Source organism: Arthrobacter sp. Bi26, assembly GCF_918697925.1.
Lineage (GTDB): Bacteria > Actinomycetota > Actinomycetes > Actinomycetales > Micrococcaceae > Arthrobacter.
The window spans coordinates 1-12,243 of sequence record NZ_CAKKMF010000114.1; the positions used below are offsets into that span (position 1 = coordinate 1).

Annotated in this window: 11 protein-coding genes; 8 read left to right on the forward strand and 3 right to left on the reverse strand. The window is 68.9% G+C overall.

Annotation, left to right across the window (positions count from 1 at the left end; all coding sequences use genetic code 11):
* Positions 1-86 precede the first annotated feature (86 nt).
* From LQV16_RS20975 to LQV16_RS21000, 6 genes are all read left to right on the forward strand, one after another.
* On the forward strand, positions 87-2,780 hold the full coding sequence (locus LQV16_RS20975) for a family 78 glycoside hydrolase catalytic domain (RefSeq protein WP_229995788.1): 2,694 nt from the start codon (positions 87-89) through the stop codon (positions 2,778-2,780).
* Complete coding sequence (locus LQV16_RS20980; protein ID WP_229995789.1) at positions 2,777-3,790, forward strand: alpha/beta hydrolase; 1,014 nt, start codon at positions 2,777-2,779, stop codon at positions 3,788-3,790. Before LQV16_RS20975 ends, LQV16_RS20980 begins: the two co-directional genes overlap by 4 nt.
* Before the next feature lie 114 nt (positions 3,791-3,904).
* Positions 3,905-4,780, forward strand: coding sequence for an alpha/beta hydrolase (locus LQV16_RS20985; RefSeq protein ID WP_229995790.1), 876 nt, complete (start codon positions 3,905-3,907; stop codon positions 4,778-4,780).
* Between the two features lie 141 nt (positions 4,781-4,921).
* Entirely contained in the window at positions 4,922-5,794 is an 873-nt protein-coding gene (locus LQV16_RS20990) for a fumarylacetoacetate hydrolase family protein (RefSeq protein ID WP_229995791.1), read from the forward strand.
* Entirely contained in the window at positions 5,794-7,542 is a 1,749-nt protein-coding gene (locus LQV16_RS20995; protein WP_229995792.1) for an FAD-dependent monooxygenase, read from the forward strand. Before LQV16_RS20990 ends, LQV16_RS20995 begins: the two co-directional genes overlap by 1 nt.
* Complete coding sequence (locus tag LQV16_RS21000) at positions 7,520-8,791, forward strand: DUF3500 domain-containing protein (RefSeq protein WP_229995793.1); 1,272 nt, start codon at positions 7,520-7,522, stop codon at positions 8,789-8,791. Before LQV16_RS20995 ends, LQV16_RS21000 begins: the two co-directional genes overlap by 23 nt.
* 104 nt (positions 8,792-8,895) lie before the next feature.
* Here LQV16_RS21000 and LQV16_RS21005 read toward each other — a convergent pair whose 3' ends face one another.
* Positions 8,896-9,963: a quercetin 2,3-dioxygenase gene (locus LQV16_RS21005; RefSeq protein WP_229995794.1), complete on the reverse strand. Its 1,068-nt coding sequence runs from the start codon at positions 9,961-9,963 to the stop codon at positions 8,896-8,898.
* 319 nt (positions 9,964-10,282) lie between these two features.
* On the opposite strand from LQV16_RS21005, the gene LQV16_RS21010 reads away from it, so the two are divergent.
* Positions 10,283-10,444 (forward strand): hypothetical protein, encoded by a 162-nt coding sequence (locus LQV16_RS21010; RefSeq protein WP_229995795.1) that lies wholly within the window; start codon positions 10,283-10,285, stop codon positions 10,442-10,444.
* Between the two features lie 249 nt (positions 10,445-10,693).
* The gene (locus LQV16_RS21015) at positions 10,694-11,029 is read left to right on the forward strand and encodes a DUF1508 domain-containing protein (RefSeq protein ID WP_229995796.1); all 336 of its coding nucleotides are present in this window, start codon (positions 10,694-10,696) and stop codon (positions 11,027-11,029) included.
* A 78-nt stretch (positions 11,030-11,107) separates the two neighbouring features.
* Here LQV16_RS21015 and LQV16_RS21020 read toward each other — a convergent pair whose 3' ends face one another.
* Positions 11,108-11,374: a hypothetical protein gene (locus LQV16_RS21020; protein ID WP_229995797.1), complete on the reverse strand. Its 267-nt coding sequence runs from the start codon at positions 11,372-11,374 to the stop codon at positions 11,108-11,110.
* Positions 11,375-11,541: 167 nt separating this feature from the next.
* The coding region (locus LQV16_RS21025; RefSeq protein WP_229995798.1) for a hypothetical protein at positions 11,542-12,243 on the reverse strand (702 nt) is incomplete at its 5' end.

Below are 12,243 nucleotides of genomic sequence, written 5' to 3' on the forward strand. Positions count from 1 at the left end.
ATGAAACGTCGCTAGCGGGCGCATTGCCGTTCCCGGGACGCTGGGGGGAGCCCAAGTCTTCCCCTTCGTGACGAAACGAGCCGACGTTGACTCCAAACACCCTTCGCTTCCCGTTCCAGGACGCCGCCCTCCCGATGGCCACCGTTCCCTCCACCCCCCGCTTCGAACACCACGAGGAGCCCTTCGGCATCGGCGAGGACCGGCCCCGGCTTTCCTGGCAGGTCGCCGCCGGCATACCTGACTGGGTTCAGACCGCCTACGAACTCCAGCTCGGCCCCGATGAGGCCAGCTGGACAAGCTACGGCCGCACCGAGACCAGCGAGCAGCTCCTGCAGCCCTGGCCCGCACCGCCGCTGGAGAGCCGCCAGCGCGTCGCCGTCCGCGTCCGTGTCTGGGGCAACGGCGGCGACGCGCCCTCCGAATGGAGCCCCGTTGCCTACGTAGAGGCGGGATTGCTGAACGCGTCCGATTGGCAGGCAGCCATGATCCGGCCGGCCTGGGACGAGGCCAGCGACGCCAACGAGCCGGCAGCGCGCCTGAGCCGGACGTTCGAAATGGCCGGGCCGGTGGCTTCCGCCCGGCTCTACGCCAGCGCCCACGGCGTCTACGTGGCGCACATCAATGGGCACCGCGTGGGCCGGGACATCCTGACCCCGGGCTGGACCAGCTACCACCACCGCCTGCGCTACCAGAGCTACGACGTCACTGAGTATCTCCGGCCAGGCACTAACGTGATCGGCCTTGAGTTCGCGGACGGCTGGTGGCGCGGAAACCTGGGCTTCCAGGAGAAGCGCAACACGTACGGGAACCGCACCGCCGTGATCGCCCAGCTGGAAATGACCGACGCCGGCGGGGCAGTCAGCGTGATTGGCTCGGATGCGTCGTGGCTGGCCGGGCACGGGCCGGTGCTGTCGGCAGACCTGTACGACGGCGAAACCTTCGATGCGCGGCTCGGGAACCGTGGCTGGGCCGGGACCGGACCTGAGACCGGAGCGGGCACCGTCACGCTGCAGCCCGCCGTCGTGGTTGGCGGATTCGATCCCGCAGTCCTGGTCGCGCCCGACGGCCCGCCCGTCCGGGCCACCGACGAGCTGCCGGTCAAGGCACTACTGGGAACGCCGTCCGGAAAGACCATTCTGGACTTCGGCCAGAACCTGGTGGGCCGGGTGCGTTTCAAGGTGACCGGTGCGGCCGGAACCGAAGTGGTGCTGCGGCACGCCGAGGTCCTGGAGCACGGCGAACTCGGCGTCAGGCCGCTGCGCGTAGCCAAGCAGACCGACCGCTACATCCTGCGCGGAGATTCGGGCGGCGAGACCTGGGCGCCCGAGTTCACCATCCACGGGTTCCGCTATGCGGAGGTGAGCGGCTGGCCCGGCGAGCTGGACCCCGAAGCGTTCACCGCCGTCGTGATCCATTCTGACCTGCAGCGCACCGGCACGTTTGAATGCTCCGATCCGATGCTGAACCAGCTCCACTCCAACGTGGTGTGGGGGATGCGCGGGAACTTTGTCGACGTGCCCACGGACTGCCCGCAGCGCAACGAGCGCCTCGGCTGGACCGGCGACTTCCAGATCTTCGCCGCCACCGCGTCCTTCCTGTACCGGATCCCCGGCTTCACCACCTCCTGGCTCAAGGACCTCGCCGCGGAGCAGGGGACAGACGGGCCGCCGCCCCTGGTGGTCCCGGAAGTGGTGGCCGAAAAGCCGCCGTTCCCGGACCGCCCGGTGATGGCCGCCTGGGGTGACGCCGCCGTGCTTGTTCCCTGGGTGCTGTACCAGCGCACGGGGGACCTCGGGTTCCTCCGCCGGCAGCTGCCGGGGATGATGGCCTGGCTGGAAGCCGCGGCCCATGCCGCCGGCCCGGAGCTGCGCTTTGAGCACGGCTTCCAGTTCGGCGACTGGCTGGACCCGGCCGCACCACCGGACTCACCCGGCGATGCGCGCACCCCCTGGCAGCTCGTGGCGCAGGCCTACCTGGCGTACTCGGCGTCGGTGGCAGGCGAGGCTGCCGAACTGCTGGGCCACGGCACGGACTCGGAGCGGCTTCGCGAGCTGTCCGCCCGGTCCCGGGCGGTGTTCCGGGAGCGCTACCTTGACGACGCCGGCCGGCTCCGGCCATCCACGCAGACGGCCTACGCGGTGGCCCTGCGCTTCGGACTCCTCGAACCGGCGGAACACCCCGCCGCGGCCGCCCGGTTGGCGGAAACCGTGGAAGCCGACGGCTACCGCATCGCCACCGGGTTCGTGGGAACCCCGCTGGTCTGCGACGCGCTCAGCGATGGAGGCCAGGCGATGGCGGCCTACCGCCTGCTCCTCCAGACCGAGTGCCCGTCCTGGCTGTACCCCGTGACAATGGGCGCCACCACCATCTGGGAACGCTGGGACTCCATGCTCCCGGACGGGAGCATCAATGAGGGCGAAATGACGTCCTTCAACCATTACGCCCTCGGTGCCGTGGCCGACTGGATGCACCGTAATGTGGCCGGCCTGGCGCCGGCCGAACCCGGTTACCGGAAACTCGCCATCCGGCCGAGGCCCGGTGGGGGGCTGGCGTGGGCCGCTGCCCGGCACGAGAGCCCTTATGGGGAGGCCGCGGTGCGCTGGGAGCTGGCGGGCCAGGAATTCTCGCTGTCCGTGACGGTCCCGGCCGGCTGCACCGCCGCGGTGTACCTGCCCGACGGCGGGAACAGCGGCATCGAGATCGGGTCCGGGACGTATTCGTTCAGCTGCGCGGTTCCTTCAGCTGCCGCAGGCGCCCGCGAGCCGGTGTTTCAGCCATGAGCCTGGATGTGGAGCTGGCCGGTCTCATGCACCACGTGGCTGAAGCCACCTCCTTCACCGAGCTCCTCGCCGACCCTGCCGGGATGCGGCGGCTGGAGGCATTCAGCGGCGCGGGTCTGCCCTACACGGCCCCTGACATTTCCGTCCGCTCGGTGGAGGCGCCGGGGCCCAACGGGCCCGTGCCCATCCGGATCTACGGCCCCGGCAGGCAGGTGTTGGACGGAGGCCGAGGCGCCGGGGCAGGGCTCATGTCCGGTGCCGGGCTGCCGGGCCTGGTGTGGCTGCATGGCGGCGGGTTCGCCGGCGGGACCCTGGACATGCGGGAGGCCGACCAGGTTGGGCGTGAACTGGCCCACCGGACCGGCGGCGTGGTGTTCTCCGCCGACTACCGTCTGGCCCGCGACGGCGTCCACTTCCCGGTCCCGCACGAAGACGCGCTTGCGGCGTGGAGCTGGGCCGCTGCCCACGCCGAGGAGCTGGGGGTGGCGCCGGAAGGCCTGTGCCTTGGCGGCGCCAGCGCCGGCGGGAACCTCGCCGTCGGCGCCGCCATGTATCTCAAGGACGCCGGCCTGGCCTTGCCCGCCAAGCTGCTTCTGGCGTACCCGTTCCTGCACGCCGAGCTTCCCCCTCTGGAGCCGGCCGCGGTGCCCGACGGCAGGGTGCTTTCCGGGCTGCCGCGGATACTGCGCTTCACCGGGGACGACTGCCGGGCACTGGTGGAGAATTACATCGGCGGCCCCGCCGGGATGGCGTCCTCGTATGCCCTGCCCGGCCATGGCGATCCTTCGGGGCTGCCCCCGGTGGCGGTCATAGCCTGCGAATACGATGACCTGCGTTCTTCGGCTGAGCTGTTCGGGGAATCGCTCCGCGCGGCCGGCGCTCAGGTGGCATTCAGGCTGGAAACGGGGGCGACGCACGGGTACCTCAACCACTCGGCGGCGCTGGCGATCGTGCAGCAGGGGCTGGCATTCCTTGCGGCGGAACTGGCCTCGGCAAAGCCCTTTCAATGATTGAAATCCGTGGTTTGCGCCGGCCCGGTGATCCGACAGTCTTATGGGGAGACGCCGGGCATCATGGAACCGGCGCACAAGTGAACCGGCACAGGAAAACGGAGGGAGTCGACGATGACGGAAGCTCGGGTGCTGAGCGGCATCGAATTCGCCCGCGCGGGCGACGACGGATCCCGCCCGCTGCTACTGGACCTCAACCTTCCCGGTCCTGAGGGCGGGGCGGCTCCCCGCCCCGCGGTGGTCCATTTCCACGGCGGCGGCTGGCGCGTGGGGGAGCGCTCCTCCCTGGGCCCGGTCCTGGACGGATTCGGCATCAGCGCCTTCGAAAAGCTCACTGATGCCGGATTCGTGGTGGCATCGGCGGACTACCGGCTTAGCCAGGAGGCGCACTTCCCGGCCCAGCTGCACGACGCGAAGGCCGCCGTCCGCTGGCTGCGGAACCATGCCGCCGACTACAACGTGGACCCGGACCGGATCTACGCGTGGGGCGACTCCGCGGGCGGCCATCTCGCCAGCCTGGTGGGTCTGACCGCCAATGCCGGCGGCGCCGATGCTGACGCTGCCGTCGCCGCGGTGGCAGCCTGGTACCCGCCCACGGACCTGGGCAGGATGGCCGAACAGAGCCTCCCCGCCGCCGTCGCCCGGGCCGACGACCCCGGATCCCGCGAGGAACTCCTCGTCGGTGCCGTGCTGACAGACGAGCCGGCGAAGGCGGCGGCGGCCAGCCCCATCAGCTACGCCAGCCGTTTGGGGCCGCCGTTCTTCCTGGCCCACGGAACCGCTGACCGCTTCGTTCCGCCCACCCAGTCAGCGTCGCTGGCTGCCGCGCTGGAAGGTGCCGGCGCCGCCGTCGAACTTCTCCTGATTGAGGACGCAGACCACATGTGGATCCTCCCTGACCACAGCCAGGCCGCGGCGGAGAAGGCGATGGGGGCAACGGTCTCGTTCTTTCTCCGGCAATCCCGGCCCCCGGACACTCAGGCCACCTGACCGGCCACTGCACAACAGCACTCCAATGATCGGCCCGCCTGCAAAGGCACATCTGCACAGGTTCTCCAGTGCGGGGCCTCACTTTGCCGTGCCCACCTACCAACCCCCGCCTTCCGGGCGGCACCAGAAAGGCCCCAACACATGCAGTACATCGGCATTAATCACGACGGCGGCTCATGGGCGGCTGCCCTCCTCGGCCAACGGGTGGTTCCGCTGGCCCCGGTTCCTGACTTCTGGGCCGATGCCGTCGGTTGGCAGGAGAAAGCGCTTTCCCTGCCAGCCGACGCGCTGACGAATGACTCCGTCGACGCGCTGGAGCGCGCCGACGTCACCGAAGTGCCGCTGGTCCCGGCCTCGGCCCGGGTGATCTGCGTTGGCCTGAACTACAAGGCCCACGCGGCGGAAGGCAGCTACAAGGACCAGGAACTGCCTCCCTACCCCACACTGTTCGGGCGCTGGACGGCCTCCCTTTCGGTGGGAAACGTGCCGGTCCCTGTACCCGCGGGCGAAGACGGCCTGGACTGGGAAGGTGAGGTGGCCGCCTACATTGGCCAGCGCCTGGAATCCGCCGACGAGGCTGCGGCCGCCGACTCGGTCTTCGGCTACTCCACGTTCAATGACCTCACCGCCCGCCGGGCCCAGAAACTCACTTCGCAGTGGACACTGGGCAAGAACGGCGACTTCAGCGGACCCCTCGGGCCGCTGGTCAGCCGTGACGAGGCCGGGGACCTTCGCGAGGGATTGCAGGTCCGGACCCGGGTCAACGGCACCGAGGTCCAGAACGGCAACACCCGGGACATGATCTTCTCCGTGCCCGCCATCATCGCGCTCATCAGCCAGACACTGACCCTGCATCCTGGTGACATCATCGCCACGGGAACTCCGGAAGGGGTGGGTTACGTACGCACCCCGCCGTGGCTCCTGCAACCCGGCGACACGGTCGAGGTGGAAATCGACACCCTGGGAACGCTCATCACGCCCGTGGGCGGGCCAGCACTGCGGGCCAGGGCCTGATGACCGCCGTCAGCAACGCGGCCCTCGATGCCCTGCCGGACCGGGTGCCCGCGCTGATCGCCGGCGGAGGACCCAGCGGACTGTTCCTCGCCCTGGACCTGGCACACCGCGGGATCCGCAGCCTCGTCATCGAGCCGCGGACCACCATTGACCCGGACCGGCCGCGCGCCAAGACCACGAACGCGCGGACCATGACCCACCTGCGCCGCCTCGGGTTGGCCGACAAACTCCGCAACGCCGCCCCGCTGCCGGTCGCGTACGCCCAGGACGTCATCTTCTGTTCCGCCCTGACCGGCCACGAAGTCACCCGGTTCCGCCAAGCCTTCCAGCTGGTCCCGGGCCGGTACGGCCCCCAGCCCGAATGCGGCCAGCAGGTCCCGCAGCCCGTCATGGAGGCCGTCCTCCGGGAAGCCGTCGCCGATTCCCCGCTCATTACGTTACTGACCGGCCTGAGCGTTGAAGACCTCGACATCAACCAGGGCAGCGGAGCCTCGAATTTCGGCCCGCGGCGCTTCGGCTCGCGCGTGGCAGTGTCCGACGCAACGGGGCGGCGCAAAGCGGTCGACTGCAGCTTCGTCGCCGCGGCCGACGGCGGCTCCTCCACCGTGCGCCGCCGCCTGAACATCCGCCTGGCCGGCGGCTCCGCCGAGCTCTCCAACATCAGTGTCCTGTTCCGTTCCGACAGCCTCGCCGCCGCGATCGCCCTGGATCCGGCCGTCCAGTACTGGGTCCTGGGACCGGATGTTTCGGGCATGGTGGGGCGGCTGGATCTTGGGAACACCTGGTGGGCCATCATCCAGGGCGTGGACGGCAGCGGATCACCCGACGCCGGACATCTGGTTCGCTCACTGGTGGGGGCCGACGTCGACGTCGAAGTCATCGCCACCGACCCCTGGACCGCCCGCATGCTGCTCGCCCCGGGGTACGGGCACGATGGCGTGTTCCTTGTCGGTGATGCGGCGCATCTGAACCCGCCTTGGGGCGGCCACGGCTTCAACACGTGCATCGGCGACGCCGCCAACCTGGCCTGGAAGATCGCCGCCGCCCTGGAGGGCTGGGGCGGCCCCGCCCTGCCGGGCAGCTACGAGTTGGAGCGGCGGCCGGTGGCGGCCCGGACCATCCGGGATGCCGCCGCCAACGGGCAGTCGCTCGCCTACCACTTCGCGGATCCGGCCCTAGGCCGGGGGGATGCGGACGGCGAGGCGGCCCGGCAGGTTGCCAAAGACGCGCTGGCGGTCAAACAAAGTGAGTTCGACTCGCTCGGGCTGGTGCTGGGCTACGGGTATGGCTCCTCGCCGCTGGTGGTTCCGGACGGCCGGCCCGTACCCGCCGAGGACCCCGTGAGCTACGTCCCCTCCGCCAGCCCGGGATCGCTGCTGCCCCACACCTGGCTCGACGAGACAACGTCGCTGTATGACCTGCTGGGCACCGGCTTCACCCTCCTGGTGGACCGCGACAGCATGGGCGGCAGCACTGCCGGGCAGGCGTACGCGGCGGCCCAGGCCGCCGCCGCGGTGCGCGGCATCCCGCTGGCCGTCGTCGGCGTCGGCCCCGACCATCACGGAACCGCCATGGCCACGCACTGGCAGGCCGCCGCGGTGCTGGTCCGCCCGGACCAGCACGTCGCCTGGCGGGGGACCGACCCGGCGAAGGCCGCCGCGGCCATTGGCGTGGCCGCCGGCTGGCCGCTGGCAACACCATCCGAAGACCCCGACAGGAGTTCACGTGTCCGAGCCGTCCTTCCGTGACTATCTCTTCCCGCCCGACCACCCGCGGGTGGCGCAGATCCGTGGCCTGGATGCCCGGGGCTATGCCGAGGCGGCGAAGACCGACCCCTTCGCAGGTCCCATGATCAAAGGCTGGGCCGCCCAGTATCCCGAGCCCTTCACAGGCGTGACCAGCGACGGCGTCCGCCGGGCCGGGCTGTATCCCCTCGCGCCGGCACCGGCGGGGGAGGAAGCACCCGCTGCCGCCATGACAGCCGCCGCCCGGGACCTGCTGGCCGGCCTCACCCCGGCAGAGGCCCGGCGGCTCCGCTACGGCGTGGACGCGCACGAATGGCAGAGCTGGGCCAACCCGGAATTCATGCAGCATGACACGGGCCTCCGCCTGGACGAGCTGGCCCCCGCCGTCCGGGATCGGATCCTGGCCGTCCTGGAAGCGAGCCTGAGCCCGGCCGGATACGGGCTGGTCCGGAACCTGATGCGGATCAACGGATTCCTTGGTGACCTCGTGGAGCTGCCCGAGCTCATGAACGAGTACAGCTACAACTTCGCCCTCTACGGGGAACCGTCGGAGACGGCCCCCTGGGGCTGGCAGCTCTTCGGGCACCACGTGGCGCTCAACGTCGTAGTGGCCGGGACCCAGCTGGTGGTTGCCCCGGTGTTCCTGGGCGCTGAACCGGACGTGATTGACGCTGGCCCGCACCAGGGCGTGGCGGTTTTCAAGGAGCGGATCGCCCTGGCGCGGCGCCTCATGGAGTCAATGCCCGGGCCGCTGCGGGAGCAGGCCACACTCTTCGCGGACATGCAGGATCCGGGGATGCCCGAAGGCCGGCTGCACCCCGGGGACGAACGGCACCTGGCCGGCTGCTTCCAGGACAACCGCGTGATTCCCTACGAGGGCATCCCGGTCAGTGCGATGCCCGCCGCTGCCCGGGTGGTCCTGGACGAGCTCGTGGCAGACTTCATCGCGTTCCTCCCCGACGGGCCGCGGTCCGCCCGCCGGCGGGAGATCGCGGCCCACTGGGACGAGACCTGGTTCTGCTGGATCGGCGGGTGGGAGGCATCGGACTCCTTCTACTTCCGCCTGCAAAGCCCCGTGCTGGTCATGGAGCTGGATCACCATACCGGCGTCTTCCTCAGCAACGACACCCCCGCGCCGTTTCACATGCACACGGTGATGCGGACGCCCAACGGCAACGACTATGGCCGCGAACTCGTCCGCCAGCATCAGGAGGCCGGCCGGTTTCGGGGAACGGGCCGGGCTGGAAGCTGAATCCGCAGTCACCGAATATGCAGCCACCGACTAAACAGCCAGGGTCCGGAACTCCGAGGAGTTCCGGACCCTGGCTGTTTGCTGGGCTGAGTTCCTTGGCCGGACTAGATGTCCAGCGCGGCGCGGCGCTGCGGCGGGGGACCCACCACCGTCAGGTCCATCTCGGCCTGGGCCCGGCCGAAACCCTCCATGTCCATGTAGGGCGTGCCGCCCTCGGTGTACATGTAGTCCTCGGTGGGCTTGTTGAAGTACTCGAAGAAGCCGTTGAAGACCGACGGCGTCAGGAAACCGACCATCTGGGTGTTGTGGGAGTCGAAGGCGAACGAGTGGATGGTTCCGGCCGGTGCGTGGAGGAAGTCGCCCTTGGTGAGCAGCACCTCGCGGCCGTTGGCGTAGATCCACATCCGGCCCTCGGTGCACAGGAAGTTTTCCGTGTGCTGTTCATGGAAATGCAGCGGAATGTAGGGCGACTTGGCGCCCTTGGTGTGGACGGCAAAGTAGTTCGATCCCGTGTTCGCCGGCCGGGACAGGTAGGTGAACATGGTCTGGTAACTGACCAGCCGCTCGCCCTCGCCTGCACTGAGGAAGTACGGGCTCTGGGCCGCCGGCAGTCCGGCGTCCTGCCGGAAAGTCGGCGCCACGCGTTCGACGTCGGGGAACGTCATGCCGAACTCCGCGCCCACCTCGGCGCACTCCCGCAAGGTGAGCTTCCGGCCCGCCCTGACCGGCGGGACGTGCGAATCGATGGGCGTGCCGACGCGTTCGTAGTACGCTTCGGCGCCTCCGGGGGTCATCCAGTTCAGGAACCGGGTGTAGTGGCTCGCCATCCGGTACGCGTGCGGGGTTCCTGGCGGGATCACCACGGAATCCCCGGGAGCCAGGATCCGGCTTTCGCCAGGCAGCCAGACGTGCAGAATGCCGTCGAAGACATACAGCGTTTTGTGTTCCACCGCGTGGCTCACAAACGGCGATTCGGCCCCCATGCCGCCGGAGATGTAGGCGGCGCTGAACATCCCACCGGTGTCCGCCGCGCGGGCGATGACCGTGACCAGCTGGCCGTTGATCTCATAACGGGCGCCCTCGCCCGACGCCATGTAGTACGGGACGGCGTCGCCCGGCAGCGCATTGGCCACCGGGAGCTGCTTGTTCATTTCCTCAACGCTGAGGGACATCGCATCCTTCTTTCCTGTCAGGGGACTGCGGCTGTCCCCAAGACTGCCTCGGATTCTCCGCCGCCACGACCTCTATTTCCAATGGATGAAACACTTCTGCCGCTTCGCTCCGCGCCTCTGGCCACAAGACGGCTGCTCCGGGGCGGCATGCGGGCGGCAGGCCTAGGCACCCGCGGGGTTCGCCCGATACGGTCCAAAGTCCCTGTTTTCGCGTCAGTGCTCCCGGCTACTCTGGCGTGAGGCGCATGGCGGTCCGTGATGCGAGCCGGTGCGCCTTCAGCCAAGAAAAATGGGGGGTACGTTGTCCAACGATTCAGTCATGACCTGGCTTCCTGGCGATGCGGGCCGCGCAGCGGCGGCGGAGCCTTCTGAGCGGGTCGACGCCGTCGCCGTCGCCCCCTGTTGGGACCGGGTCCTCCCGCCGCCGTCCCCGGGCGCCAGCCGCGCGGCCTACTGCCGCGACCATTGGCCGCCCCTGTAGGGACACCGCGGAGGCGGCATTGTTCCTGCCCGCAGCGACCTCGCGCGGGACCGTTGGCTGCTATTTACCTAGGATTTACGTGCCCGGCCTTGTGGGCGTTTCAAGGTCCCAGCGAGACTAATAGGAAGGGCTGACGTCATCTGTTCAGCCGCAAGGACAAACCAAACCAGTGGGCAGCAGCGAAGCCTTCCCCCGTCTCTCCGTGGCAATGATGTCCGGACGGGGAGCCCGCGAATCGGGAGGATCGTCATGGCCGGCACATTTGAACTCTTCGTAGATGCCGATGCTTGCATTAGGTTCCGGCTCAGGGCCCCGGACGGGGCAATACTGGCCGTCTCAAAGGGCTTTGCAGACAAGCCCGCTGCGGTTGCCGGCATCACCGCCATGCGCGAGTACGCCGGCATGGGCCTGATCAGTGACCTGTGCCCGGAAGAGTTGCCCGCAACTCCACCGGCACCGCGGACAAGTCCCGCCCCCACACCTGTGCCTGGCGTCGATCGGCGGGTGCACGACAATGATCTCCGCATCCGCGCCAGGGCCCTCCGCCGCCCGGCGCACGGGCCGGGCGCGATCGGCGTCGGCTGATCCGGCAGGTGACGCGGCAGCCCGGCCCCGGCCGACCGAGGCTGACCGTTCCAGGCGGATGTTGATGCCGGGGCGCCGTTAGGGGTCCATTCCAGCGTGCACCGGAACGAACTCGATCTTGTTCGCCGGGTGGACCGTTTTCTTGGGGGCCCGCGAGAACCCTTTGGCGTCCAGGTGGTTCTGGGCCCGGTACTCGGCCAGGGCCTCGTCGTAGATGCCGTTGAGCCTGCGCCCGGAGTAGACCTGCTCTGAGCCATCCGTGAAAGTGATGCTGATAAGCGACTTTTCCGGGAAGTGCCTGTTCATACGGATGAAACCCTCGGCGTCCTGCTTGAGATTGATCATGTGGTTCCCACTTTCGTGATCGAGTTGATCCAGTCTCCCGCCTTCGCTGTATCTAATCCAACCGGTCCAATCCAACCGGTCCTATCCAACCTGCCGAAGCCAATCGGCCTAAACCCAACCTGCCGGACCGAACCGGCTGGCGGCCGTCGTCGATTGGGTGGCCTGCACTACTCGGAGGCATATGCTTCCACCGCTTGCTGCAGTACCGGGCTGTAACGGTCCCAGGAGTCGGCGGGAGCTGCGGCTACCAGGACACTGCCGCCCCGCGTTCCTGCAACGAGGCAGGCGATCTCCCGGTATTTGTGCCCGCCGATGCGGGTTACATATGTGTCCTCCACACATGAGCCGAGGCCACCGCGGAACGGCATTCCGGCACGGTCCGCCAGCCGGTTCGCAGACGCGGCGTGTTCGCCCGTGAGGTGGGCGAGCCGAAACTCCGGCCAATTGGACTGCGACTCCTCGCCTTGTTGCGGCGTTGCGTTGAGATAAATCTTGAGATCACCGTTCGGCGCCGTGACGGTAGCAGATACGGTGCCGGGGTCGCCCGGGGTGGGAGTTGCATCGGGCGGGATGGACAACACCGCTGTTGCGTCCGGCAGTTCCATCGATTGCCACCCCGCCGGGGCAGGGCCGGCGTGGAACCAGGAGAACTGTGTTGCGCCGGACGGGGCGGCACCCGGTGTCTGGTTCCCGGGGCGGGAACCGCAGCCGCTGGCGGCCAGCACCGCCGTCGTCCCCAGCACCCCAACGATCAGCAGTGACCTTCGACAGCGTGCTCGAAGCGCCGCGATGGACCTATTTGTTGCCGTCACCGTCGTCCGGTCCTCCGTTGTTGTCGGCATCATGGTCGTTCCCGCCAAGTGCAGGGA

Excerpts from the sequence above, each read along its gene's own strand:
- LQV16_RS20980 (WP_229995789.1), top strand. The coding sequence starts at position 2,777 with ATGAGCCTGGATGTGGAGCTGGCCGGTCTCATGCACCACGTGGCTGAA.
- LQV16_RS20985 (WP_229995790.1), top strand. The coding sequence starts at position 3,905 with ATGACGGAAGCTCGGGTGCTGAGCGGCATCGAATTCGCCCGCGCGGGC.
- LQV16_RS20990 (WP_229995791.1), top strand. The coding sequence starts at position 4,922 with ATGCAGTACATCGGCATTAATCACGACGGCGGCTCATGGGCGGCTGCC.
- LQV16_RS20995 (WP_229995792.1), top strand. The coding sequence starts at position 5,794 with ATGACCGCCGTCAGCAACGCGGCCCTCGATGCCCTGCCGGACCGGGTG.
- LQV16_RS21005 (WP_229995794.1), bottom strand. The coding sequence starts at position 9,963 with ATGTCCCTCAGCGTTGAGGAAATGAACAAGCAGCTCCCGGTGGCCAAT.
- LQV16_RS21010 (WP_229995795.1), top strand. The coding sequence starts at position 10,283 with ATGACCTGGCTTCCTGGCGATGCGGGCCGCGCAGCGGCGGCGGAGCCT.
- LQV16_RS21015 (WP_229995796.1), top strand. The coding sequence starts at position 10,694 with ATGGCCGGCACATTTGAACTCTTCGTAGATGCCGATGCTTGCATTAGG.
- LQV16_RS21020 (WP_229995797.1), bottom strand. The coding sequence starts at position 11,374 with ATGATCAATCTCAAGCAGGACGCCGAGGGTTTCATCCGTATGAACAGG.